This is a genomic window from Nordella sp. HKS 07 (assembly GCF_011046735.1).
Lineage (GTDB): Bacteria > Pseudomonadota > Alphaproteobacteria > Rhizobiales > Aestuariivirgaceae > Taklimakanibacter.
The window spans coordinates 4,496,457-4,520,849 of the sequence record NZ_CP049258.1; the positions used below are offsets into that span (position 1 = coordinate 4,496,457).

Annotated in this window: 26 protein-coding genes and 3 pseudogenes; 13 read left to right on the top strand and 16 right to left on the bottom strand. The window is 61.2% G+C overall.

Annotated features, from left to right (window positions below):
• Positions 1 to 3: 3 nt before the first annotated feature.
• Genes G5V57_RS21115 through G5V57_RS21125 form a run of 3 tightly spaced genes read left to right on the top strand, consistent with a single transcriptional unit; the run spans position 4 to position 2,518 of the window.
• Positions 4 to 1,020, top strand: coding sequence for an ABC transporter ATP-binding protein (locus G5V57_RS21115; RefSeq protein ID WP_165169527.1), 1,017 nt, complete (start codon positions 4 to 6; stop codon positions 1,018 to 1,020).
• Positions 1,017 to 1,988: an ABC transporter ATP-binding protein gene (locus tag G5V57_RS21120; RefSeq protein ID WP_165169528.1), complete on the top strand. Its 972-nt coding sequence runs from the start codon at positions 1,017 to 1,019 to the stop codon at positions 1,986 to 1,988. The genes G5V57_RS21115 and G5V57_RS21120 overlap by 4 nt, the downstream gene beginning before the upstream one ends.
• A 14-nt stretch (positions 1,989 to 2,002) precedes the next feature.
• Positions 2,003 to 2,518: a L,D-transpeptidase gene (locus tag G5V57_RS21125; RefSeq protein WP_165169529.1), complete on the top strand. Its 516-nt coding sequence runs from the start codon at positions 2,003 to 2,005 to the stop codon at positions 2,516 to 2,518.
• Between the two features lie 541 nt (positions 2,519 to 3,059).
• Here the strand turns inward: G5V57_RS21125 and G5V57_RS21130 are convergent.
• Positions 3,060 to 3,266, bottom strand: a complete 207-nt coding sequence (locus tag G5V57_RS21130; protein ID WP_165165509.1) for a hypothetical protein — start codon at positions 3,264 to 3,266, stop codon at positions 3,060 to 3,062.
• Positions 3,267 to 3,608: 342 nt separating this feature from the next.
• Between G5V57_RS21130 and G5V57_RS21135 the strand changes: the two genes are divergently transcribed.
• Complete coding sequence (locus G5V57_RS21135; RefSeq protein ID WP_165169530.1) at positions 3,609 to 4,166, top strand: OsmC family protein; 558 nt, start codon at positions 3,609 to 3,611, stop codon at positions 4,164 to 4,166.
• A gap of 25 nt (positions 4,167 to 4,191) precedes the next feature.
• Positions 4,192 to 5,442, top strand: a complete 1,251-nt coding sequence (locus G5V57_RS21140) for an NAD(P)-binding domain-containing protein (RefSeq protein WP_256378594.1) — start codon at positions 4,192 to 4,194, stop codon at positions 5,440 to 5,442.
• Positions 5,443 to 5,506: 64 nt separating this feature from the next.
• On the opposite strand, the gene G5V57_RS21145 is transcribed toward G5V57_RS21140, so the two are convergent.
• Genes G5V57_RS21145 through G5V57_RS21155 form a run of 3 tightly spaced genes read right to left on the bottom strand, consistent with a single transcriptional unit; the run spans position 5,507 to position 7,685 of the window.
• On the bottom strand, positions 5,507 to 5,956 hold the full coding sequence (locus G5V57_RS21145) for a CoA-binding protein (protein ID WP_206530324.1): 450 nt from the start codon (positions 5,954 to 5,956) through the stop codon (positions 5,507 to 5,509).
• 5 nt (positions 5,957 to 5,961) lie between these two features.
• Positions 5,962 to 6,333 (bottom strand): 2Fe-2S iron-sulfur cluster-binding protein, encoded by a 372-nt coding sequence (locus G5V57_RS21150; protein WP_246737307.1) that lies wholly within the window; start codon positions 6,331 to 6,333, stop codon positions 5,962 to 5,964.
• Positions 6,330 to 7,685 carry a selenium-binding family protein gene (locus tag G5V57_RS21155; RefSeq protein ID WP_165169533.1) on the bottom strand — a complete coding sequence of 452 codons (1,356 nt, stop codon included), beginning with the start codon at positions 7,683 to 7,685 and terminating at the stop codon, positions 6,330 to 6,332. The genes G5V57_RS21150 and G5V57_RS21155 overlap by 4 nt, the downstream gene beginning before the upstream one ends.
• 196 nt (positions 7,686 to 7,881) lie before the next feature.
• On the opposite strand from G5V57_RS21155, the pseudogene G5V57_RS21160 reads away from it, so the two are divergent.
• From G5V57_RS21160 to dusA, 3 pseudogenes are all read left to right on the top strand, one after another.
• Positions 7,882 to 8,103 (top strand): annotated as a pseudogene (locus tag G5V57_RS21160) (tRNA-dihydrouridine synthase); the annotation flags it as partial.
• A gap of 19 nt (positions 8,104 to 8,122) precedes the next feature.
• Positions 8,123 to 8,326: pseudogene (locus G5V57_RS21165) on the top strand (FAD-dependent monooxygenase); the annotation flags it as partial.
• Positions 8,327 to 8,918: 592 nt separating this feature from the next.
• A pseudogene (dusA, locus tag G5V57_RS21170) lies at positions 8,919 to 9,882 on the top strand (tRNA dihydrouridine(20/20a) synthase DusA).
• Positions 9,883 to 9,901: 19 nt separating this feature from the next.
• Here dusA and G5V57_RS21175 read toward each other — a convergent pair.
• The 4 genes from G5V57_RS21175 to G5V57_RS21190 form a co-directional block, all read right to left on the bottom strand.
• A complete protein-coding gene (locus tag G5V57_RS21175) occupies positions 9,902 to 10,339 on the bottom strand; it encodes a CBS domain-containing protein (protein ID WP_165169534.1) in 438 nt (145 codons plus the stop codon).
• A gap of 88 nt (positions 10,340 to 10,427) precedes the next feature.
• Positions 10,428 to 10,949, bottom strand: coding sequence for a carboxymuconolactone decarboxylase family protein (locus tag G5V57_RS21180; RefSeq protein ID WP_165169535.1), 522 nt, complete (start codon positions 10,947 to 10,949; stop codon positions 10,428 to 10,430).
• A 34-nt stretch (positions 10,950 to 10,983) separates the two neighbouring features.
• Positions 10,984 to 11,385, bottom strand: a complete 402-nt coding sequence (locus G5V57_RS21185) for a cupin domain-containing protein (protein ID WP_165169536.1) — start codon at positions 11,383 to 11,385, stop codon at positions 10,984 to 10,986.
• A 57-nt stretch (positions 11,386 to 11,442) separates the two neighbouring features.
• Entirely contained in the window at positions 11,443 to 12,198 is a 756-nt protein-coding gene (locus G5V57_RS21190; protein WP_165169537.1) for an SDR family oxidoreductase, read from the bottom strand.
• A gap of 392 nt (positions 12,199 to 12,590) precedes the next feature.
• On the opposite strand from G5V57_RS21190, the gene G5V57_RS21195 reads away from it, so the two are divergent.
• Positions 12,591 to 13,619: an alpha/beta hydrolase gene (locus tag G5V57_RS21195; RefSeq protein ID WP_165169538.1), complete on the top strand. Its 1,029-nt coding sequence runs from the start codon at positions 12,591 to 12,593 to the stop codon at positions 13,617 to 13,619.
• Between the two features lie 107 nt (positions 13,620 to 13,726).
• Here the strand turns inward: G5V57_RS21195 and G5V57_RS21200 are convergent, their stop codons facing one another.
• The 4 genes from G5V57_RS21200 to G5V57_RS21215 are packed head-to-tail and all read right to left on the bottom strand — an operon-like array spanning position 13,727 to position 18,243.
• Entirely contained in the window at positions 13,727 to 14,422 is a 696-nt protein-coding gene (locus G5V57_RS21200) for a response regulator transcription factor (RefSeq protein WP_165169539.1), read from the bottom strand.
• A complete protein-coding gene (locus tag G5V57_RS21205) occupies positions 14,412 to 14,801 on the bottom strand; it encodes a response regulator (RefSeq protein WP_165169540.1) in 390 nt (129 codons plus the stop codon). Before G5V57_RS21205 ends, G5V57_RS21200 begins: the two co-directional genes overlap by 11 nt.
• Positions 14,798 to 15,445 (bottom strand): response regulator transcription factor, encoded by a 648-nt coding sequence (locus G5V57_RS21210; protein ID WP_165169541.1) that lies wholly within the window; start codon positions 15,443 to 15,445, stop codon positions 14,798 to 14,800. The genes G5V57_RS21205 and G5V57_RS21210 overlap by 4 nt, the downstream gene beginning before the upstream one ends.
• Positions 15,442 to 18,243 (bottom strand): MASE1 domain-containing protein, encoded by a 2,802-nt coding sequence (locus G5V57_RS21215; RefSeq protein ID WP_165169542.1) that lies wholly within the window; start codon positions 18,241 to 18,243, stop codon positions 15,442 to 15,444. Before G5V57_RS21215 ends, G5V57_RS21210 begins: the two co-directional genes overlap by 4 nt.
• Positions 18,244 to 18,678: 435 nt before the next feature.
• Between G5V57_RS21215 and G5V57_RS21220 the strand changes: the two genes are divergently transcribed.
• The 3 genes from G5V57_RS21220 to G5V57_RS21230 all read left to right on the top strand — a co-directional run bounded on the left by G5V57_RS21220 (position 18,679) and on the right by G5V57_RS21230 (position 21,115).
• Positions 18,679 to 19,629, top strand: a complete 951-nt coding sequence (locus G5V57_RS21220) for an MBL fold metallo-hydrolase (protein WP_165169543.1) — start codon at positions 18,679 to 18,681, stop codon at positions 19,627 to 19,629.
• A 17-nt stretch (positions 19,630 to 19,646) separates the two neighbouring features.
• A complete protein-coding gene (locus tag G5V57_RS21225; RefSeq protein ID WP_165169544.1) occupies positions 19,647 to 19,862 on the top strand; it encodes a bacterioferritin-associated ferredoxin in 216 nt (71 codons plus the stop codon).
• Positions 19,863 to 20,050: 188 nt separating this feature from the next.
• Positions 20,051 to 21,115: a hypothetical protein gene (locus G5V57_RS21230; RefSeq protein ID WP_165169545.1), complete on the top strand. Its 1,065-nt coding sequence runs from the start codon at positions 20,051 to 20,053 to the stop codon at positions 21,113 to 21,115.
• Between the two features lie 88 nt (positions 21,116 to 21,203).
• Here the strand turns inward: G5V57_RS21230 and G5V57_RS21235 are convergent, their stop codons facing one another.
• The 4 genes from G5V57_RS21235 to cobS form a co-directional block, all read right to left on the bottom strand.
• Entirely contained in the window at positions 21,204 to 21,413 is a 210-nt protein-coding gene (locus G5V57_RS21235) for a cold-shock protein (protein ID WP_119273608.1), read from the bottom strand.
• 78 nt (positions 21,414 to 21,491) lie between these two features.
• Complete coding sequence (locus G5V57_RS21240; RefSeq protein ID WP_165169546.1) at positions 21,492 to 21,728, bottom strand: DUF1289 domain-containing protein; 237 nt, start codon at positions 21,726 to 21,728, stop codon at positions 21,492 to 21,494.
• Between the two features lie 93 nt (positions 21,729 to 21,821).
• Positions 21,822 to 22,373: a TIGR02281 family clan AA aspartic protease gene (locus tag G5V57_RS21245; protein WP_165169547.1), complete on the bottom strand. Its 552-nt coding sequence runs from the start codon at positions 22,371 to 22,373 to the stop codon at positions 21,822 to 21,824.
• 92 nt (positions 22,374 to 22,465) lie between these two features.
• Positions 22,466 to 23,263 carry an adenosylcobinamide-GDP ribazoletransferase gene (cobS, locus tag G5V57_RS21250; protein ID WP_165169548.1) on the bottom strand — a complete coding sequence of 266 codons (798 nt, stop codon included), beginning with the start codon at positions 23,261 to 23,263 and terminating at the stop codon, positions 22,466 to 22,468.
• Positions 23,264 to 23,321: 58 nt separating this feature from the next.
• On the opposite strand from cobS, the gene cobT reads away from it, so the two are divergent.
• Complete coding sequence (gene cobT, locus G5V57_RS21255; protein ID WP_165169549.1) at positions 23,322 to 24,347, top strand: nicotinate-nucleotide--dimethylbenzimidazole phosphoribosyltransferase; 1,026 nt, start codon at positions 23,322 to 23,324, stop codon at positions 24,345 to 24,347.
• The last annotated feature ends 46 nt before the right edge of the window (positions 24,348 to 24,393 follow it).

The window sequence follows — 24,393 nt, forward strand, 5'->3', positions numbered from 1 at the left end:
CCCATGCCGAACGGTGATACTGTTCTGAGGGTTCGCGAGCTGCGCACGGTATTCCGTGGCGACCGGGGTCATGTCTGCGTCCTCGACAATGTCTCTTTTGATGTCCGGCGCGGGCGCATCGTCGGTCTGGTCGGGGAGTCGGGGTCCGGAAAGAGCATGACGGCGCTGTCGCTCATGGGCCTGACGCCGAAGCCGCAGAGCCATGTCAGCGCCCGGAGCATCGAACTCGACGGTGTCGAACTGACGGGTCTCGGCAGCGACGGCCTGCGGCGGATGAGAGGCCGCGATATGGCCATGGTGTTCCAGGAGCCGATGACCTCGCTCAATCCGGTGCGAAAGGTTGGTGATCAGGTCGGAGAGCCGCTGGCGGTTCACAAGGGGCTTTCCCGTCGGCAGATCCGGGCGCGTGTGCTCGAGATGTTCGAACTGGTGGGCATTCCGGAGCCAAAGGCGCGCCTCGACGCCTATCCGCATGAGCTTTCGGGCGGCCTGCGCCAACGCGCGATGATCGCAATGGGGCTGATCTGCGAGCCGAAGCTGCTGATCGCCGACGAGCCGACCACGGCGCTGGACGTCACGACCCAGGCGCAGATCCTGCATCTGATGCTCGATCTGCGCGACCGCATCGGGACATCGATCATCATGATCACCCATGATCTCGGCATCATCGCCGAGATGTGCGATGAGGTGAATGTGATGTATGCCGGCCAGATCGTCGAGCAGGCCAATGTCTTCGAGCTGTTCGAACGCCCCACCCATCCCTATACGCGCGGGCTGCTCGCCTCCGTTCCCAGGGCGACCGAGAAGCGCATCGGGCGCCGCATGCCGAGCATCCCCGGCCGGGTGCCCGATCTGGCGAGATTGCCGGAAGGCTGCCGGTTCAATCCGCGGTGCGGCGACGTTGTGCCCGTCTGCCGGCGGGAAGGACCGGCGCTCGCCGGTCTTGGCGAAGGCCACGTCGCGCGGTGCTGGGTACACGCTCCGCAAGAGGCCGCGGTTCGGGGGAGGGACGCCTCATGAGCGAGATCGTTCTTTCCACCCGCGATCTGACGAAGCACTATCCGCTGGGCGGCGGTTTGTTCGGCCGGGGGCGCCAGGTGGTGCGCGCCGTCGACGGCGTCTCGCTCGACATCTACGAGCGCGAGACCTTTGCACTGGTCGGCGAGTCCGGCTGCGGCAAGACCACGCTCGGGCGCGTGATGCTGCGGCTGCACGAACCCACTTCCGGGACGATCCTGTATCGCGGGCAGGACTTGTCCCGGCTGGACGAGAAGGCCATGCGCGAGCTGCGCAAGAAGCTGCAGATCGTCTTTCAGGACCCTTATGCCTCGCTCAATCCGCGCATGCGGATCGAGGAGATCCTGGCGGAACCGTTGCGCACACACGGTTTTGGGTCTGCCGAGGCGATCCGCGAGCGCTGCGCGGAGCTTTTGGACATGGTTGGCCTTAGCCGCCGGTATCTGCGTAACTATCCGCACCAATTCTCCGGCGGCCAGCGCCAGCGCATCGGCATCGCCCGGGCTCTGGCGAACAAGCCGGACTTCGTCGTCTGCGACGAATCCGTTTCGGCGCTGGACGTCTCGATCCAGGCGCAGGTTCTGAATCTGCTCTCCGATCTGCAGGCCGAATTGAAGCTGACTTATTTCTTCATCACGCACGACCTGAGCGTGGTGCGCCAGTTCGCGGACCGCGTCGGCGTGATGTTCCTTGGCCGTCTGGTCGAGGTTGGGCTGACGGAAGAAATATTCGACCATCCGCTGCATCCGTACACCATGTTCCTGATCTCGGCCGTTCCACGCGCTGATCCGCGTCAGCGCGGCCGCGAGCGCCCGATCCTGAAGGGGGACATTCCGAGCCCGATGAATCTACCTTCGGGGTGCCGGTTCCACACCCGCTGTCCTTTCGCCAAGGACATCTGCCGGGTCGAGGAGCCGGCGCCGCAGAACGTTGGTGACCGGGTCGTGAGTTGCCACTTTCCGCTTGAATGATGAAGGAGAGGAACTTGAACTTGATCGTGAAACGCGCCGGCGACGGCTGGCAGGCCGGCTATGGCGACAAGGCATGGCGGGCGGCGGTGGGCCGCAGCGGCATCCGGCGGCCGAAGAGGGAAGGAGATGGCGTTAGCCCAGTCGGCTGCTGGCCTATCCGCAAGGTGTTGTATCGCCCCGACAAGCTTGCCGCGGCGCCGATTTCGGTTTTCGAAACCGCCGCCATCGATCCCATGGATGGCTGGTGCGATGCGCCCGACCATCCCGACTACAACCGCCAGGTTCGCCTTCCTTTCGCGGCGAGCCATGAGGAGATGTGGCGTAAGGACGATCTCTATGACATCGTCGTCGTGCTCGGACATAACGACGACCCGGTCGTTCCCTACGCGGGCAGCGCGGTCTTCCTCCATGTCGCAAGCGCCGGTTACGGTCCCACCGCCGGCTGCGCTTCGCTGACGCGTGACGATCTGCTGGAGTTTCTGGCCATGGCGAAACCCGGGGCCTGTCTCTGCTTTGAGGACGTCGGCTGAGAAGATGCATCCCGGTTCCCCAACCTCTTGGACGCTGATGGTTCCCCGGTCTCCGAGTGGCAGCGCCTTGAGGCAGAGCTTCCAATCCCTGGAGAGGAAAATTGGAGGATTGTTGACGACCTTCACACAGGAAGCGGTGGGGGCCGATGAAAACTGGGAGTCCGCTAGAGTTGCGGCTGCAAACTATCTCGCCAAGGAAAAGCTGCTTCTTGGTCAAGCATCGATGTTATCCGTTATGTCGAAATGCGTGAGCCATTGAGGCTCGCTTGTCGCGCCGCCGGCCGACCAGCGCCACGTTCGAGCTTAATCCCGCCAGCCGCTCAGCCGTTGCCGCGCCGATGCCGGCCTGTCACTATCGCCGTGTTCGCGCTCATAATTTGCTTTCGGATAAGATGCTTATCTCATTATGACTGCCTAACAAAAATAAAACCGGAGCGGGTCGTCTCTCTCGAGATAGGGTTAGGTTAAAATTCACGGCGCAGTTCAGGCGGCGAGGCTGCGAGCTATCGACCTATCGAAGACCAGCCGACCTCCGGGGGGATCAATCACCAATCATCGCTAATGCGGCCTTCCGGTCTCCGGGCTTCAATTGAAGAAATAACGCGCGGGCTTTCTTGATATCTCGCTCGGAACCGCTCTCGGCGGCCACCCTCAAGGCAACCGTGGTAGAATGATCCGCGCCGCAGATGAAGGCCAAAGCTTTAGCCAGGCGTCCCATTGCTGCACGGTCGATCGTTGTCTCTTCCACTTAGTTCATCCTCGCAGCGTGACCCAGGCTCCAGTACCAAATCTCATCCGCAATAAGCACCAGATCAAGGCCAAAGGCTCCGCTCGACCCTCTCGGCAACAAAATCGTCATTTTCTGCACCAGTCCGAAGGAACCGGCTTCGAGCATGGCTTTCTTAGGTATTCCCTAGGGCGGTCGAGGGCCTCACGAGTCGTTTGTACAATAGGATATGCCTCAACGTAAATTATCTTGAAGTAATGCCTGCGTGCTCATACCATGTCGTGGGGAGATCTGCTTAGGGTAGCGGCGGCTACCAGCCGGATTTTTCTCCGAAACGCCCAGCGCAAGACAGGGAGAATACATATGGCTTCCGAAGTTCAAGCCGATAATGGCGTTAACGTTGCTGCACTGCTCGAAGCCCGTGAGGCGCTGAAGGATGCCCCCGAGGCTGCCAATTTTAAGTGGCGGGCGACCTGCACCTGGAAGAATGGCACGCACAGCCATTCGACCGTCGAGGGCTTCTACGGCCTTGGCGGAGAGCAGAAGCACAGGACCACCTTCACTTTCGATGCCGATCACCCCGAGGTTTTTGCCTCGCAAGACAATGGCGCTACACCAGTTGAGATGGTGCTCGTCGGCCTCGCCAGTTGCCTGACAGCCGGCGTTGCTGCGGTGGCCCAGAACAGGGGAATCCAGTTGCGATCGGTCACAGCGTCTCTGGAAGGTGGCATGAACCTCTATGGCATCCTTGGCATTGACAAGGATGTGCGGAACGGTTTTGACGGCATCAAGGTTGACTTCAAGATCGATGCTGACGCGAGCGAGGATGATATCAAGGCGCTGGTGGCGCAATCGCAGAAACGCTCGGCAGTCTATGATATCGTGACCAACCCAACCAATGTCACTGTCAGTGTGAATTGATCGGCGCATTTGCGCGATCAAGGAGTTGGATAGCGTTCGCAACATAGAAGCTGTTGTAATCGGTGCCGGTCATGCTGGGCTGGCAATGAGCCGTTGCCTCACTGAACGCTCTGTCGACCATGTCGTGATAGAGCGTGGTGAGGTGGCCAATTCGTGGCGCACTGAACGCTGGGACTCACTTCGCCTGCTGACACCCAACTGGCAAAGCCGCCTGCCGGGCTTTGGCTATGATGGCGACGATCCTGACGGTTACCGCACCATGCCCGAGGTCATTGATTTCCTCGTCCGTTACGCAGGCGCGATTTCGGCACCAGTACAGACCAATACTTGTGTGACATCGCTGTCCAGCACGGATAGCGGCTTCGTTGTCGTCACAGACAGGGGCGTCTGGCGCTGTCGAACAGTTGTGCTTGCAACAGGAGCCTGCAACGTTGCACGGGTTCCTGCGGTCGCCGGGGCGGTTCCGTCCAGGATTGCGACCGTCACCTCGATGGATTACCGCAATCCCAGTCAACTCGACGATGGCGGTGTGCTGGTCGTCGGTGCGTCCGCGACTGGAACTCAGCTTGCCGACGAGATTCATCGCTCGGGCCGTCCGGTTACCCTGGCCGTTGGAGAGCATGTGCGGGCGCCACGGGTCTACCGGGGCAAGGATATCGAGTGGTGGATGGATGTCGCCGGCGTTCACGACGAGCGCTATGATGAGGTCGATGACATCGACCGGGCGCGGCGGGTGCCATCGCTTCAGTTGGCCGGCTCGCCCGAGCGCAGAACCCTGGACCTCAACGCGCTAACCGGCATCGGCGTCAAGCTCGTTGGCCGGATCGCGGGCATCGTCGAGGGAAAGGCGCAGTTCTCTGGTTCGTTGCACAATAATTGCGCGATGGCCGATCTCAAGATGAACCGGCTGCTGAGCACAATCGATGAATGGGTGACCAGGAATGGGCTCGACGGTGAGGTCGATGCGCCGCACCGCCTTGCTCCCACCGAGGTCGAGACCACGCCGCCTATTGGCATGGATCTCGGATCCGGCAAGATCAGAACGATTGTTTGGGCGACCGGATACCGCCCGGATTATTCCTGGCTCGATGTGCCGGTTCTCGATCGCAAAGGCCAGGTCCGTCACGACGGTGGTGTGACCGAATATCCAGGCATGTATCTGATGGGGATGCAGTTTCTGCGCCGCCGCAAGTCTGCCCTGATCGACGGCGCCGGCGACGACGCGCGTGATCTCAGCGACCATCTGGCATCGTACCTCAGGCAATCTTCGTCGTGATGCCGATCTTAAAGCTCCGATTTGCCAACGACCGCCAGGGGGCAAGTTCTCCGCGCTCTTGTAATCATATTCCCAAGTGCAGTTTCGGTTTCCAGAACGGACGGAAGAGCTCGATCTTGGGACAACGGTTCATCACCACCTTCAGGCCCGCTTCCTCTGCCAACCGGGCCGCAGCGTCATCGCGCACGCCAATCTGGCCCCAGAGGACCTTCGCACCAGTGGCGATAGCCTCCTGTGCAACTTCCATCAGATCCTCGGAGCGGCGAAAGACCTCAACCATATCCACAGGTCGGTCGATAGAAGCAAGTGAAGGATATACCCTAAGCCCGCGAATTTCCTCCAGACCCGGGGTAGGGTTGACTGGAATCATATCAAAGCCAGTTTCGTGCAACACCCTAAGCACTCCATAGGAGAACTTGGTTTTGTCGGGGCTGGCCCCCACCATCGCAATAGTTTTGACCGATTTCAGAATGCCTTGCAGATAAGCGTCCGAATAGGGCTCATCATGATTCATGTATTTCATTTCGGTTTTTCCAACGGAATAGCAATATCGGCCTTCAGTTCATGCGCGGCCAGTGGATCAAGGAAGGGGTTGCGGTAAAGTTTGTCGTGACTCTCGACGCCGACCTCAAGGGTGCAGTCGCTCATTGGGCGGGCAACGCACATAATGACATAACCATTGTTGATTTGGCGGTTGTTCAGCGCCACCTGCGTCTTCTGATTGATTTTGCCGCTGATCAGTTTGGCCGCACAGGTTATGCAGCCGCCATACATGCAGCCATAGGGCAGGTCGACGCCCTGCTCGCGCAAGCTCAGCAAGAGTGGCTTGCGGTGATCGACCTCATAGGTCGCGCCGCCACGATTGGCGAGAGTGATGGTGTGGATGGTCAAACCCAGATATCACTTGTGCAATCGCCGCCGGGATAACGGGTTTCGTGGCAGCGGCTTGGTCCGTTTGGCTCCCTGCCAAAATCAACGACAAATCGCGGATCGATTTCCATGCCGCCGTGATTCGTATCGCAATTTACCATCAGCATACATCCGCCATTGGTGCGGATCTCCGGATAGAACTGATTGTCCCAGGTTGAGAACAGGGAGGTCGTCACATAGAGACGCTTACCGTCGAGGCTGAGCTGTATCATCTGAGGGCCGCCAGTGACTTTCACTCCATTGACTTCGGGCGCACGGCCGAGAAGGCCACCCATCCACACCTGTCCGGTCAGCTTGGGGTTGTGGGGGTCAGAGATATCGTACTGACGGATATCGCCGTGCAACCAGTTACAGAGGTACAGGTATTTGTCGTCCATGCTGAGCAGGATGACCGAGATTACGCCCGGTACCGGAATGGGCCACTCCGGATGCGGCTCATTTTCAACATCCACGATTTTTTCCCAATGCCATTCACCCGCCGCGTCCTTCCACCAATGAATGATATTGGCCGAAAGGGCGGCTCCAACAAAGCCGTGGCTGCTGTCGGGATTATGGTGGAATCGCACTTCCAGCGGGATCAAGCCATCCTCACCGAGATAGAAAGTCTGCTTTGGTTCTTTCTTTTCAAAGTCCCAGAAATGGATTTCCCGGCCGTATTTGAGGTGGCCCACCTCTTCGAGGTCAAAGCCCGGCATGAAGGTATTGGGCGCGGCCCATTCTGAGCTAACCATCACGTTGTGGCGCGGTTGATACCAGAAGTCATAGCTGAACTTGATATTGCCCATGGAGTTTTCCCAGCGGCCGACGATCTCAAAATCTTTGTTGAGATGCAGATAGCCGCCCGGCGCATTTCCTTGAGCGTCGCCAAGCATGGAAATAATGATTTCGGAGCCAAGGCAATGCACTGTGTGCGGTGCCGAAAGGTTAGTCTTGGCTTTGATCTCCGCGCCTTCGATGACCTTGAACAGCGTCGGATTGCGCGGATCGGTACCGCAGTCGACGATATGCAGATTTGACGAGCGTACGCCAGGCACAATCAGATATTTGCGCTCCATGCCCGGATCGCCATGGCAGGACGAGCAGACATTCCAGCCCATGTGGTGAAGCTCATCGCCAATGCCCGGCACCTGCATACGCGAAATCACCTGGCTGTAGGTCGGACTCTCGGGGGCCGCATCTATGGTGCACAAATAGTCCGGCTTCTGGATGCCCGTCCCGGTATAGATGGCAATCGTATAGAGCAACTTTTCGCGCGGTGCCTCCATTGCCTCGATGGGAGAAGCATAGCCCGGCCCACAACACTGTTTGGTCATAGGTACTTCCCCATACTGAATATCAAGTTCCGGCCTGTATCGACAATCACCGCCAGTCCCTCACCGGGCGCACCGACGTCATAAATGCTTGAAATGCCCATTGCCAACCAGCGCGCACTTGCCTCTATGAAGTCGCCCCGCCACATGAGCTTCATACCCACGGCCAGTCTCGTCAAGTCGGTATAACCAAACACCTATATGCGCATATCGGGGCGACAGCGATCCGAGGCTTCTCGCCGAGGTCGCCAGATGGGGCGAGGATTTCGGCTATTGCGCGGTCAAGCTCAATGTCGGCTGCCCGTCCGATCGCGTACAGGAAGGCCGCTTCGGCGTCTGTCTCATGGCCAAGCCCGATCTCGTCGCCGAAGGAGTTGCGGCAATGCGCGACGCTGTTTCCATCCCTGCTCGCGCCCGGGAGCGAGATGCTTGGCCCAACGAGCGTGCCCCAAGACGCTATTTCAGTTTTCGAGCCGGTTTACCCTTCGGCTGGCTCGGCCGGCCGATGTTCCGCCGGTATCGGATGAACTCATCTGTGTCAATCACGAGCGCGGTTTCGCGCTCTGCTCGATGCGCACGCGCAGCGTAGCCGCTATTACTTGCAATGCGATGCTTCAGAGCACCCGGAGGGGTGGGGCCGTGAACCTCCAATCGAGTCAAGTCGGCAATTGTCAGCAGTCCCTGCATCATTGGCCCAACGTTCGTGAGATGCTCCAACAGCCCCTGTGCGTCCACGTAGGCTTCGCGGCAGAACAGGTTTTCACCATTTAAAGTGAAGTCGTAATAGAGGTTTTTCTCTCAGTCACAGTTCTGGAGATAAACGCAGGCAGAGAAGCTTCATCGTCTCTAAATTGTCGGGATGCGCCTTGAAGTACGGATGGAGGCTAACGCTGTTGGATGGATGAGACATCGTCGGTCATATCTTTCGCTGAGCGTTCACAGGCGCAGAAGTTGGTGCGAGATCCGGAACCATTGCCCAATTGAAGGGCTTTGGATCAACGAACGTATCGGGCGGCATGTGAAGAAAGCCTACAGATCGGGGCCACACCGGCCGTGCTGGCCGGGACTTTCTATCTCTTCACATAAAGCGGGTGTTTCCCTAACGGCGGCTTGCAACACATTGAAGCCGCTGGCATTTTTTTGCTAATTCCGATATCGGTATCACAAAAGTGTACACATCGGACTTGTCCGCAGGCTAAGCCTTTGATCGCACAGTGGAAATTTTCCGTCGCCCCCATGATGGACTGGAGTGATCGGCATTGCCGGTTTTTCCACCGTCTGATGTCGCGCCATGCCTTGCTCTATACCGAGATGGTGACGGCGCAGGCGATCCGTTACGGCGATCGCGAGCGCCTGATCGGATCTCGATCCGCGCGAGCAGCCGGTCGCCCTGCAGGTCGGCGGCAGTGATCCGAAGCTCCTGGCGGAGGCCGCCCGCTGGGGCGAGGATTTTGGCTATTGCGAGATCAATCTCAATGTCGGCTGTCCCTCGGACCGGGTGCAGGAGGGCCGTTTCGGCGCCTGCCTCATGGCCGAGCCGCAACTCGTCGCCGACTGCGTGGCGGCGATGCGCCAGGCCGTCCAGATTCCTGTCACCGTGAAATGTCGCATCGGCATCGACGACCAGGACGAGGACGAGGATCTCGACCGTTTCATCCGTACCGTTTCGGCGACAGGCTGCTCCACCTTCGTCATCCATGCCCGCAAGGCCTGGCTCGCAGGATTGTCACCGAAAGAGAACCGCGAGGTTCCGCCGCTCAATTACGAGCGCGTCTATCGCATCAAGCGAGCCTATCCGGACCATGTCATCGTGATCAATGGCGGCATTCTGACACTCGCGGAAGCCGAGGCCCATCTCGCTTTTGTCGACGGTGTCATGCTGGGCCGCGCCGCCTATCACACGCCCTGGATTCTGGCCGACGTGGATCATCGCCTGTTCGGCGCGGTACCGTCAGCGCTCACGCGCGCCGATGTCGTCGAGCGCATGAAACCCTATATTGCGGGGGAACTCGCGAAGCAGCCGGGACTTGCCCGTATCACCCGGCATATTCTAGGGCTCTTCCATGGCGAGCCGGGCGGTCGCGCCTGGCGCAGGGTACTTTCCGAAAATGCGCATCGCCGCGGCGCCGGCCTCGAAGTGCTCGACGCGGCCCTGGCGGCGGTGGAAGCGCAGGCCCATCGCCTCATGGCGGCGGAATGATCGTGACTTGCGGACGACTCTATTGATAACCAATCCCCGAGATATAGTTCGATAACATCCTCTCTTCGAACTGTTCCTGCTCAATAAGCGCTCTCATCGCGTCGCGGGCATCGAGAATGCCGAGAGGTACTGAATCCGCGTCGAGGACCGGAATCTTGTGTAAGCGCTGCGCGGCCATTGTCTGGCAGACGGCGTAAACCTCTTCGTCGGGCGTGCAGGCGATGATACCCCGGCTCATGAGCGTCGCGACCGACGCCTGGCTGGATCGCTTATACGCAAGATAGCGGATGAGATCTGACTTGCTGAGCACGCCCGCTGCTCTCCCGCGTGAATCACAGACAACGACCAATCCTACCCCAGGATTGGACAGCAAACGAGCTGCTGCCTGTAACGTACCTTCCGTACCGATCACCAAAAGACGGGGTAATGTCACGGAGCTGAGCTGTCCAACGCGCATGATAGCCATCTTCGGATAAAGGGTGCGACTGGGTAGACCGGTCGAGGTGGAACCGGGGAGGAGCACCACCTCGACCGCCGTCGCGGCATCAGCTGAGTGCCGCCTTGTCGAGCCCGAACTTGGCATCGAGCGAGCCGGGAACCGGCTTGAAACCGATATTGAGGCGGTTCCAGGAATTGATCGCGACGATGACGAAAGTCAGGTCGGATATCTCCTTCTCGGAGAGTTGCGTACGGACGCGATCATAAATCTCGTCGGGAATGCCCCCTTCGGGCAGCCTGGTCAGGACTTCCGTCCAGGCCAGCGCCGCGCGCTCCCGGGGAGCAAACAACGTCGAATCCTGCCAGGAGGCGAGATGGTAAAGCCGCAGCTCGCGCTCGCCATGGATCTTGGCCTGCTTGACGTGCATGTCGACACAGAAGGCGCAACCGTTGATCTGCGAAGCTCTGATAGCGACGAGATCGCGGATCGGCTCTTCGATGGTGCCCGTTCGTGTCGTGACCTGAAGCTCGGTCAGCTTCTTTACCGACTCGGGCGACTTTTCGAAGTAATTCACGCGTGGCCCGGCGGCCTGCGAGATTTTTGTCGGGGCCCCAGTGTGGATATTCATCGTCTTCTCCTCGAGTTGACTGAGGTTGATGCTGTCATTTGTCGAAGGTCAAAAGCTCGGTCTCGTTTGTGTCGACGACGAACACCGCGAGCAGGCGAGCGGGCTCCGTCTCGCTGGCGTTGGCGCTGACCTTGTGATGATCGCCCGGAATTTCCGACCAATTCTCGCCGGCGCGATAAGTCTTCACCGGCCCATCATTGACCTGGCTTTTGATCGCCCCTTCGAGAACCGTCGCATAGATGAAGGCGGATTTCGGATGTATATGAGCGGGCGACATGCCGCCCGGCGCATATTCGACCAGAACCCCCCTCATGCTCTTTCCGGGCACGTTGGGAAGCTTCTGGTCGAAGACAACCGTTATCTTTGCCTCTCCGGCCCAGGCGCCGGTCATCGAGATGAGAGTCATCGCCGCGGCGCAAATTAGTGTCCTGATCATTTGATTTCTCCTGTTGAGGGGGAAGACGCGTGCCTCATGGCTCGCGAAATTCGACTTTCAGTTCTTCCGCGCCGAATGCTTGAGCCAATCGTCGTAGTGCATCCGGCCAATGCGCGGATTGGCGCCGGGGACAAGCGTGCTGTCGTCGAGCTCGATGCCGAAATAAAGCGCGTGGGGATCGGCTATCGGGGTGCGGGGATCATCGGTCGCTTTCAGGAACTGCGCCACGGCGTCGCTCATGCGCACCCGATCGGGACCTGCGATCTCGATCATGCGGTTCATCGGCGAGCTAAGAGCGACGTCGGCCATGATGTCGGCAACGTCGTCCGACGCGATAGGCTGAAAGAGGGCAGGCGGCAGACGCACGCTCTGACCCTCGGCGCCCGACTGGGCGATGGCCCCCATGAATTCGTAGAACTGCGTCGAGTGCACGATCGTGTAGGGAATGCCGGAGCTCCTGATCAGCTCCTCCTGGGCATGCTTGGCACGGAAATATCCGCTGTCCTGAAGGCGCTCCGTGCCCACGACGGAGAGCGCGATGTGATGCTTCACGCCGGCCTGGCTCTCGGCCGCAAGCAGGTTGCGGCCGGCGGTGCGGAAGAACTCCAGAGCCGCGTCGTCTTCGAACGAGGGTGAGTTGGCGAGATCGATCACGACGCTGGCACCGGCGACTGCTTCCGTCAGGCCTTCACCGGTGATGGTGTTGACGCCCGTATTCGGGGCCGCCGCCAACACGTCGTGCCCCCTTTTTCGTAGCCTCTCCACCGTCTTTGATCCGATGAGGCCCGTGCCGCCAATGACGACGATTTTCATGTGCAAGTCTCCTCTTTCCGCGCGTTGGGTCGTTGGTCGAATGCCGATCGTCTCATCGCTCCGCCGCGGCTCCGGGCATTCACGGCAAGCGCATGTTCCGCCATGATGCGCGTCGGGGCCGCCACCATAATCCTTGACGTGAGGAAGAATGCGCCGGTGCGCGGCCGCCGCCTATCCAACGGTGGCATTGGTCATGCAATGCCAAAGTACAGGGTGGATCCGCCGGGTGACGAACACGCCTGATCGAGAAAACCCAAACACTGCAATCCAAGGCAGAGGTGGAATCCGCCGTCGGTGCAGATAGTCGAGGGCTGCTGGACGTGGCCAGATGAAAGCCGGAGCGAGACAAGACGCTCTCTAGCCAATGACCACCCCTGTAAAGGACAGTAAACATGACCCGTAACCTCAATAACCCGGTGGCGGCCGCCATGCTGGCATCGGCCACCGTTATGGCCGTCGTTCCGGCCGCGGCGCAGCAACTCGAACCTTCGACCCAGGCATTCATCGACAGTCTCAAGGGGGCCGAGCCGCTCTACCGGCTTACGCCCGACGGCGCGCGCGCCGTCATGACTGCCGCGCAGAAATCGGTACAGGTCCCGTTGCTCGACGTCGTCAGTCAGGATCGCGTGCTGAAGGTGGGGCCAGACGGACGCACGAATATCCGCGTGGTGCGTCCCACGGGCGCCACAGGCACATTGCCGGTCGTCATCTACATCCATGGCGGCGGCTGGGTACTGGGTGACAAGGAGACGCATGACCGGTTGATCCGCGAACTCGCCGTCGGCGCCCATGCCATCATCGTTTTCGTCGACTATGACCGTTCCCCCGAAAGCCGCTATCCGACCGCGATCGAGCAGAGCTACGCCGTTGCCAAGTATGTCGCGAATCATGCGGATGAATTCGATGCTGATGTCAGCCGCATGGCCATTGCCGGAGACAGTGTCGGCGGCAATATGACGGCTGTCGTTGCGCTGCTGGCCAAGGAGCGCAAAGGGCCGCAATTCATTGCGCAACTTCTCTTCTACCCGGTTACGGATGCCTCAATGTCGACCGCGTCCTATACCGAATTCGCTGAGGGGCCATGGCTCACGAAGAAGGCCATGTCCTGGTTCTGGGACCAGTATCTGCCGGATACCGCACGGCGCGGCGAGATCCAGGCCTCGCCGTTAAACGCGTCAACTGAGCAGCTTCACGGGCTCCCCCAGACACTCCTCATTGTCGATGAGAACGATGTTTTGCGCGATGAAGGTGAGGCCTATGGGCGAAAACTCGCGCAGGCTGGCGTTGCCGTCACCTCGCTCAGATACAATGGTACGATCCACGACTTCATGATGCTGAACCCGATTGCGACCACGCCGGCCGTGCGCGCTGCGGTTGGACAGGCAAATGGCTATCTGCGGCATGTCTTTGCCGCCCGCTGATCCGGGCGGCTCCGGCCGGCGATGACAGAAGTCGTCGCCGGTCGACGGTGTTTCTGCGATGCATGTGCCGCCTGTGGACGCTCTGGCATGAGAAGGCGCATAGAAACTTAGGCCGCGACCCTCTCGCGCACATCGGCCGGCAGTGCCTCCCAGGCGCGAACAAGCTCGCCGACGGATGTCAGCTGCATCTTGCGCATGAGATTGCCACGGTGAAGCTTGACGGTGATCTCGCTGATGCCGAGCTCGAAGGCGATCTGCTTGTTGAGGCGTCCGGCCGCGACCTCGCGCAGAACCTGGCGTTCGCGCGGTGTAAGGAGCGCGAGCTTGCTCAGATGCTCGTTCACAACCTGTAAACGCGCCCGCTGCTGGATGTCGCGCTCGACACCGGCTGCAATCGCGTCGAGCAATGTCTGGTCGCGTACCGGCTTTGTGAGAAAGTCCACGGCACCGGCCTTCATGGCCTGAACGGTCATCGGAATGTCGCCATGTCCGGTCAAAAAGATGATGGGTTTGGGGTTGCCGTGCCGGGCCAGATGATGCTGCAGATCGAGACCGCTCGCGCCCGGCATCCGCACATCGAGGATCAGGCAACCGGGCCCGTCCGGTATATCGGCATCCAGGAATTCTCGGGTCGATCCGAAAGCAGCCGGTTCGAATCCAGCCGACAGAATCAACTCGGACAGAGCCTCCCGAACGGCCGCATCGTCGTCTACAATGATGATGAGCGGCTCCTGCGTTTCGCTTGTCCTCCGGTCCAGTGACGACGGCGCCGATTTCCGCATCGGCGGCTGATCAACTATCATGTTCGTCCTCCTTTTGCTTATCGCTTAAAGCATCCTTGATGGCCGCAAGCAGAACCTTTGCATCGAAGGGCTTGCGAAAAAATCCGCTAATACCCTGGGCTCTGTTCTGATCGGCAATCTCGTGGCGGCCGGTGATCAGGAATACTGGCAGCTCCGGATGCGTCTTGTTCACCAGGTCACGCAGCTCAAAGCCGTTCGCGCCAGGCATCCCAATGTCGGTGATGAGCAAGTCAACCCCCGCCAGGCCCCGGAGGAGCAGCGCTCTCGCCGATGAAAAGCAGTGGGCGGCATAGCCGGCGGATTCCAGGAGATCCTCCAGCGACTCGAGCAGTCTTGGATCGTCATCAACAATCGCCACGATAGATCTTCGCTTGCTCATGTTCGGTGCCCTCCCGTCCGGCGGGAGTGGGTGATCGGTACTTCCAGTCTCTCTGCGATGCGCACGAGATCGGCGAGCGAGGCCGCTACCATCTTTTGCATAATGTTCCTTCTATGAATCTCGAGCGTCACCTCGCTGATACCTAGTTCAGCGGCAGCCTGCTTGTTGAGGAGGCCGCTCACCACAAGCGGCAGCACCTCGCGTTCGCGGGGTGTCAGGCCAATATAGCGCTGCCTCAACACGTCAAGGTCGGCGCGTTCCGACTTCTGTTGCCGATCGCGGGCGATCGCCGCGTGGACTGCCGACATGAGGTCCGCGTCACTAAAAGGCTTGGTGAGGAAATCCACGGCACCTCGCTTCATCGCGCGTACCGAAGAGGGGATGTCGCCATGACCGGTTATGAATACTATCGGCGGATGATCGTCGTCAGCGATCTCTTTCTGCAGTTCGAGGCCGTTGATATCCGGCAGTTCGATGTCGAGGATGAGGCAGGCGGGGACGTCCGGCTTGTCCGCGTCGACAAATCCCCGTGCCGATCCGAACCCGATTGTGCGTATGCCGTGCGAGGCCAAGAGCTCACCAAGCGCCTCGCGGATGCGTTCATCGTCGTCAACGATGTAGACCATATAATCGTAAGTTGTCATAACGCCATATTCACTTCAGCAGGCAATGTAAAGATGAACGTCGCGCCCTGTGGTTCGTTCCTTTCGGCCCATAAGCGCCCGCCATGCGACTCGACGATCGAGCGGCAGATGGCGAGCCCCATGCCCATTCCGTGCTCTTTCGTCGTGAAGAACGGTTCGAAGACGCGCTCGGCATCCGTGAAGCCCCTTCCGGCATCACGGACCTGCACGCGGATTGCATCAGGCCCGTCGCGGCATGTGCTTATCTGCAGCACACCGGCGCCATTCACCATAGTGTCCATCGCTTCGATACCATTGCGGATTAGGTTGACGATCACCTGCTGAACCTGGACGCGATCGAGCGCTATCGACGGCAAATCCGGCGCCAGATTTACCCTGATGCGGATATTTCTCGCGGCCGCCTCGTCAGCTATCAGTCGACAGACTTCACCAATCAGGCGATTGACGTCTTCGGGCGACCTCGCATGGGGCGTGCTCCGGAAAAGCGCGCGTATGCGGTTGACGACGTCCGCGGCCGCGTTGGCATCACGCGTGATCCGCTCGGCCGTGACCTTTGCGCGATCGACGTTCGGCGGTTCGGCGGAAAGCCACCGCTGGCAGGCGTGGGAATTGGCAACAATCGCCGCCAGCGGCTGATTCACTTCGTGCGCGATCGAGGCCGAAAGCTCGGCGAGACTGGCGGCCTGAGTGGCCCGTGCGAGCTTGTCGGATGCGCGCCGCAACGCCTCCTGAGCACGCACCTCGTCGTCGATGTCGGTGGAGACCCCGTACCATTGCGCGATTTCTCCATCCTCATCGCGCCGAGGTTCAATCCTGCACTCGGCCCACCGATAGATGTTGTCCGTCTCGCGCCAGCGAAACCGCATGACCGATCCGATGCCGGTTTCAAAGCAATTCTGCAGCGTGCGCAGCACTGTCGCAGCGTCCTCGGAATGAATGAGTGCTTGTACGAATTTCTCGACACGCGGCTCCTCCAGGGGGTCAAAGTCCTTGAGGACAGTGCGAAAGTAGTCCTGGTAGCGTTTGTTGAAATAGATCGGTCCGCCCTTGGGAGTCATGCTCCAGATGCGGACCGGCACGGCATCGATCATCTGTTGGAGTCGGCGCTCGCTCTGGCGAAGCGCCTGTTCGGCATGCATCTGATCGTCTATGTCATGGCAGAGGCCGAACCATTGAACAACACGCCCGTCCTGGTCACGCAGAGGCTCGGCGCGGCCCGACATCCAGCGGTAAGCGCCATCCCAACGGCGCATGCGATATCGCATGGCAAAGGTCTCGCCAGTCTTGAGCGAGTGGGTAAGCGAATCTGACACCGACTGGACATCATCCGGATGAAAGGCAGTCTCGAATACCGCTTCCATCTGACGTTTGTCGGACAGGTCCAGGCCGAGGAAATCCGCCATGTGCTTATTGGCGAGCGTCGTTTCGCCGTCAGGTGTCAGGCGCCATAGATTGCTGGGCACCATATTTACGAGCAGCGAAAGCTCCCGCTCGCGCTCGCGCAAGGCCTCTTCAGCGTGCACCTGATCGTCTATGTCGTGGCAGAGGCCGTACCACTGGATGACGCTTCCATTCTGATCCCGCATCGGTTCCGCGCGGCTCGACATCCAGTGATAGGCGCTGTCGGCGCGGCGCAGGCGATACCTCATGGAAAAGGGTGCGCCGGTGGCAAGGCAGCGACTTAGCGTGTCCTTGACCTTCGCAGCGTCGTCCGGATGTATGACGGTGCTGATAACCGCCTCCAGCCGGCTCATACCCGCCTTCTCCATATCTGTTACATCCAGACCGAGGAAATCGACCATGCGCTTGTTGAAGAAAATCGGCTCGCCGTCCGGTGTCAGCCGCCAAAGATGGCTCGGAACCATGTCCACGAGTTGCGAGAGCTCCCGTTCCCGTTCTCGTAGCGAAGCCACCGCCAGGTGGTGCTGCCGGGAAATTGCGGCCACGATAAGCGCCGAAGCGGCCGAGATGGCCAAGAAGAGCTGCAGCATGATCTGATTGTGCTTCTGGGACTCGGGGTCGCCGGCAAATTGGCTGGCGCCGGAAAGCGTAAACGCTGCCGTGATAAGAGCGAGGAGGATCAGGGTGACGGCGGCGCCTTTGAACTCAAAGCGCACCGCTGCCCAAAGAAGAGGCGGCATGATGATGTAGGCGAAAGGCAAGTAGCCGCTCAAGGAAAGGGCGGCGACTGCAAGAAAGATGAGCCCCAGGACACAAGCTTCGATCCACCGCGTGGCCGAGAGGTGAGCTTCGCCATGCCAGTTTTGAAACACGACCAATGCCAACGGCGCTACGATCAGGACTCCGGTGGCGTCACCGATCCACCAGAGAGGCCAAGCCGCCGCGAAGGATTGCATGCCAAACCACGCAAGGGTAGCGCTTCCCACCGTTGCGCTTATAAGCGGCGCGATTCCGGCGCCCAGTACGACCAGTGCAAGAATGTCCTGCAAAGTTTCAAGCCGTACCGGCTGCCGGCAGGCCCGATTCACGAGCCATGCCCCGGCCGCCGCTTCAAGCGCATTGCCGATATTGAGGAGGACGGCAACAGGCAACGGATTGTGGAACCACAGGATATTGGCGAACAGTTCGGCCAGGAGGGCGCCCAAAACCCACCAGGGCCAGCTGCGCCTGGAGGCGAGGATGAGCGTTGCCATGAAAAGTCCGCTCGGCGGCCAGATGGAAATGCCTGTTCCGGGTACAATGGCGAGTAACTGAGCGAAGCCGCAAGCCAGCACATAGGCTACGATAAAAAGGCTAAGGTGCAGGAATTGGGGACGGTGCGACCAGATCCATATCATCGGCTGCTCCTACCGGAAATGAAGTCTAGGATCGGCGCCTCGTGTATCACATGTCCTCACTGGCCGGATTGGCGAACTGAGGACCACCCTAGCCCCGCCATGCGCCATGCGCATCTCATGGAAAGCCATGTATTGCGCACGATCGTGCCGATGCCTGGTTCGCTTTCAATGTGAAGGGCGTCCGGATGCCGCCTCCCACCAACGTTTGCGCGCGATCATCCGTGTTCGAGCACGATCATCTATGCTCGCGACAGGGCTACCATAGACCTTCGCATTGCATGACCGACGCTTCCGTTCGGTAGAGGCGCAGGCCGGGACGGCGCAACCTCCTCCGCACACGCCGGCTGGCCGACCATGGAGGCGGGTGCCAATCCAGGGGGCAGCGGCGGAGGTGGCCAATACGGCCGTTGGTTAGGCGGTCAGCAGGAGACAAACATGGACAATACCTCACAGCCCTCAGTCAAGCACTGCGCCAGCGTCGTGAACGCGAAGTACACTGGCGATAGACCAGGGCCCGAGTTGGTTCCGTCGCGCTACGTGCACCGGGTCGGCGAGATTGACGTAATGGTGGTCAGCGATGGGGTGCTATCGCTGCCAAGCGCGATGCTGGGCCACAACGCCGACCCCGCCGTCCGGGCGGCCTGGCTGGAGGACATGTTCCTGCCGCCGGACGTGCTCGAATGGGCACTGAACGTGGTCGTGGTGCGTAGCGGAGGCCGGACCATACTCATCGACGCTGGGATGGGGATGGAGTTCCCGGACTTGAAACGGGCCGGGCAGTTGATCCATCGACTGAAGGACGCCGGCATCGATCTCGCAGCCGTGACCGACGTGGTGCTGACCCATATGCATATGGACCATGTTGGGGGGCTGCTCGTCGATGGGGTGAGGGAGCGGCTGCGTCCGGACCTGCGGATCCACGTGGCGGCCGCCGAGGCCAAGTTCTGGGAGGCGCCCGATTTCTCCCGCGTCTCCATGCCGCCGGGATTCCCGGACGCACTCAGGCGGACGGGCACGCATTTCTTGAAAGAGTACGGCAGCCAGCTGCGGACGTTCGAGAACGAGTACGAGGTGGCGCCTGGCGTGCATGTCCAGCGCACCGGTGGCCACACGCCCGGCCACAGCGTTGTTCGCCTGGCGTCCGGCGGCGACCGGCTGACATTCGCCGGCGACGCCGTATTCCAGGTCGGGTTCGATCATCCCGACTGGTACAACGGCTTCGAGCACGATCCCGAGGAGGCGGCCCGCGTCCGGGTCAAACTTTTGCGGGAGCTGGCGGCGAACCGCGAGTCGCTGGTGGCCACTCACCTGTCATTCCCGTCCGTCTGCCATGTGGCGGTCGCCGGCGATGCCTTTCGTTGGGTGCCGGGTCCCTGGGAGTACTGAGCGAGAACCATCGCGCCATGATCGTCTGTTCGTGCAATGTGTTGAGCGATCACGATGTCCGCTCCGCCGTCGAGGCGGAGCAGACGCGCTCGACCAGCCGGGTCTATGGCTGTCTCGGCTGCAGCGCTCAGTGCGGCCGCTGCGCGCGCACCGTCCGCCGCATCATGGACGAGGCGCTCGGCAGCGCCCATGCGGCGTCCTGCAATGGACGTGCGCGGTCCTCAGAACCCTGACTCGCCCGCTGCCGGCCGGCCTTCCTCGAGTACTGAGCGCTTATCGGCAGGCCTGCTTGACGATGACCGTCATTCGTGTGCACTCCTCCGTGAAAGCGTGTGCGCCATACGGGCACTCAACGCCAGCAACAGGAACAGGGTCGCAGAGAATGAAACGGCGGGTCTCATGGTCGATAAAAGCGAGAGCCATGCCGGCGAAGCCATACTCCCCATCCGGTTCTCGACCTATGATCTTCGCCGCCGCACTCCTGGCCGCCGGCCTTTTCGCCGGGCCGGCCGCCGCGGCCGTATCCTGCGATATCGGGACGAGCCTTGTGTGCAGCGATCCCGCCTTGCTGGCCCTCAATGAGGATCTGGCGGCGCGCGAGGCCCTGCTGGCCCGGGCGCCGATGCATCAGGCCTTTCGCAGCGAACTCGAGGCGGCCAATGCGGAATGGGAGGCGGACCTCGATGATTGCACTTCGGCGAGCAACGCCGTGGCCTGTTATAAGAAGCGGCTCACCCAGCGCATCGCCATGCTGGGCCTGCTGAACCGGCTGTTCGCCGGTCCGCATCTGCCTGGCGATGCGGTCAAGGCCTGCACCGCCCGCGGCCAAGCTTCCGGCGCGTGCTACGAGACGCTCTTCGCCGGCGCCGACACCGTCTATGCGATCACCGCGCGTGCTTTCGAGACCTCGCTTGCCGCCGTCAATATCCAGACGCCCACATCTCCCGATGGCGGCAGCCAGGCCTTGACCGCCGAAGACGCGTTCCGCGCCTGGCGCACCGCCGAATGCACGGCGCTGGGCCAGAGCCCGATGGTGGACCGCGGCGATGCGGGTGGCGTGATTGCCTGCCAGGTCGAGCTCACCTGGAAACAACTGGCGACATTGGCGCGGCTCCTGGGGCGCAAGCCGCACTGGTCGGAACGCGTCGCCGATTACGCGCCGAGCTTTCGTGCCTGTCTGGACAAAGGGCGTGAGGAGGATGTCGATCTGCGCATCATCGACGTCCTTGCCTCCGATAGCGGTGATGTCATCCGGCTGATGGGATCGCGCGGACGCTATGATTGCAAGGCCGTGGGGGAGACCGTGTCGGCCTTCGCGCCGGCAGGGGGCGCACAGCGCGGCCCGGCGAAGCGGAGGCAATCTTCGTTCCTGTCCAGGGACAACGACGTCCTGAAACTGTACTGGCGAGCCCGGGCGGCAAGCCGGCAGACTGCTATGAGACGCAAGCCATCATTGCCGCAGAAGCCAGGCTTTCGGGTTGGATAGCGGTCTCGCTATGCGATTGACGCCAAGATGGCGCTAAAAGAAATCCGGCAAAGTGCGAGAACTTTGCCGTCCAAGTCTAAGTCGGTACTTAAAGCGGCTTGAGATTGACGGCAGAGCTCTTGCCCCGCTTAGGATCCTGTTGCAGCTCGAAGGAAATCTTTTGGCCTTCATTCAGCCCGGTCAAACCCGAGCGCTGCACTGCCGAAATATGTACAAACACGTCAGCGCCCCCACTCTCCGGCTGTATAAAACCGAAGCCCTTGGTGGTGTTGAACCATTTAACCGTGCCAACCGGCATATTCGTCCTCCACTCCTTCACAGCCAATGGGCTGCGACGGCGTAAGATAAGGGAATTTTCGAACAGTGCAACTTGATACTATTCAAACCCCAGTCGTCCCCGTCGCCCGCCCTTCCGGCGTTTGCGCAATGTGAGCGTGCTGACCCGCTCCGGCAAGTTCGTCATTATCTCGCGCCGTTCGGCGGAAGTCATGCCGAGCCAGCCTCCGATTTCCCCACGCGTCCTGCCGCAGCCGACGCAAAACCCGGTGTCCGGGTCGATCACGCACACTTTGATGCAGGGTGTCTCGATCTCTTGCGAAGTCAGCGCGTTCATGGGGGCAAGATAAGCTTGTCTAGGGACATTTCAGGCGTGGAAAGCGGCATCGTTGTGATGGAAAACGCCCTGCACCGCAACAGCTATTCCGCGCTAATCCCGCAGATAAAGGACGCCGTTTTCGATCCTGAAGCTGGACAGGCGGCCGAGGAAGCTCATGCCCAGAAGCGATCCCCGCATGGCGCCTTCAGGCAACACCAGCCCGTCGACGTCACGCACGCGGACATTGTCCACCTCGACGCGGCGCAGCGTGACACGGGCGGCTTTCACCACGCCATTGGCGGTGTTGACCGGGATGTCGAAATCGAGCCCGCGCGGCCTCAGCCCCGCTTTGTCGGCATCCTCATAGGAGAGGGCCACGCCCGTGGCGCCCGTATCGACCATGACCAGGATCGTCGCGCCGTTGATCTCGGCCTCGGCGACATAGTGGCCATTGCGGTCGGCCTTGAGCTCGGTGGCGGCGAGAAGCTGCGGCATGTCGATCGTCGGCCTGAGGGCGCTTACCGAACGCTGGTCCTTGTAGACTTCGTGGGCCGCGGCGGCCGCGATCACGGCAATGATCGGCAATGCGACACTGAGCCGGCTGATCAGGCGCGTGGCGAACAGCAGGGCCGCCAGTAAGGCGAAACCGGTGATCCAGATCATCGTTCCTCGACGCCTGTTGAGACTGTTCAGTCAGTCTTGCCTAGTCGGTGATCAACGAGCGGTAAAAGCGAATGCGCCGCTGGAGTTCGTGGTTAAGAGAAACTTGCCGCAGCCGTCAAGATCATCGCCGTCTCGCTCACAAACTGGATGGCCCCGCAGGCATCGCCGCTATGGCCGCCGATCTGGCGCAGGCTGAGGAGCCGGAAAAGCGAGGCGGCGGCGGCGCCGGCGCCGATGATGAGCAGGGCTGGAACAAGACCCAGGCTTGCCAGGAGGACGACAAAGGCGAGCAGTCCCCCCCACAGCAGGGCGCTTCTGGCGGTGAAATCGGAGGGCTGGCCGACCGCATGGGCGACCCCGTCCCGGCGGGCGGGCGGCGTCGAGGCCATGAACCAGACGATGATCGCTCGGGACAACGCGCCCGTCGCGATAAGCAGCGCCACGATATGGAGGGCGGGGCCCGGGGCGAGGGCGGCGAGGCTCGCCGACTTGACCAGAAGGCCCAGGACCAGCGCCAGGACGCCATAGGTCCCGATATGACTGTCGCGCATGATGGCCAGCTTGCGCTCGAGATCGCGGCCGCCGCCGAAGCCGTCTGCGGTGTCGGCCAGACCGTCTTCATGAAGCCCGCCCGTAAGCAGGGCCATAATCGCCAGCATAAGGCCAGCAGCGGCCAAATCGGGAAGCCCCAGGGCGGCGAGGCCTGCAAGCAAAAGCCCCGCCACGGCCCCGATCAGGGCGCCCGCCAGCGGAAATGCCCGCATCGCGTCGGCAAGCGACACGAAAGGCAGGCCGGAAGGCATCGGCAGGCGGGTCAGGAAGCCGAGGCAGGCGCCGAGATCGGCGGCCCAGCCCCTCACAATGTCGGTTCCGGAACTACGGGAAGTCATGGCGTAGTCATTATGCGGCGGCTATGAGCTTCGCAACAGCTCGACGACAGGGAAAAAGATGAACACGACGACCGGCCTCCCCTTTGACGACATCCGCCGCCTGCTCAAGGACATGCCGGCCCCTGATGAGGAAGCGGCCGCGGCCGTCAGGGCCCGGGACGGGCGGCTCACCAAACCGCCAGGATCGCTCGGGCGGATGGAAGGGATCGCCGAGTGGCTGGCCCGCTGGCAAGGCCGCCATGCTCCCCGGGTGGAGCGCCCGGTGGTCGCCGTCTTCGCCGGCAATCATGGTGTGGTGAAGCAGGGGGTGGCGGCCTATCCCCAGGCGGTGACCAGTCAGATGGTGGCCAATTTCCAGGCCGGCGGGGCGGCGGTGAACCAGATCTGCAAGAGCTTCGAACTCGGCCTCAAGGTCTTCGAGCTCGCCCTCGAGACGCCGACCCAGGACATCACCGAGGCGGCGGCGATGGAGGAGGCCGAATGCGCCGCGACCATGGCTTACGGCATGGAGGCGGTGGCCGGCGGGGCCGATCTCCTTTGCATCGGCGAGATGGGCATCGGCAACACCACCATTGCGGCCGCCATTTGCCATGCGCTCTATGGCGGCGAGGCGGAGGACTGGGTGGGGCCGGGCACCGGCGTCGATCAGGCGGGCCTCAAGCGCAAGGCGGATGCGGTGCGCCGCGCCGTCGCCTTCCATGCCGGTCATCTCAAGGATCCGCTGGAGGTGCTGCGCCGCCTCGGTGGGCGCGAGCTCGCCGCCATGGCGGGCGCAATCCTGGCGGCGCGCCATTCCAAGGTGCCGGTCCTGATCGACGGCTATGTGGCGAGCGCCGCCGCGGCTACCCTGCATGCGCTCGACCCCGCGGCCCTCGATCATTGCCTTGCCGCCCATTGCTCGGCGGAGCCCGCGCATCGCGAGCTCTTGCGGCGTCTCGGCCAGGCCCCCTTGCTCGACCTCGGCATGCGTCTGGGGGAAGGCTCAGGCGCGGCGCTGGCCGCCGCCCTGGTCAAGGCCGCGGCCGATCTTCACAATGGCATGGCGACCTTCGAAAGCGCCGGCGTCAGCGACAAGGAAGCTTGAGACGCATCGGCTCGAAAAGTTCATGGCCGCCCAATGAGGCGGCCAT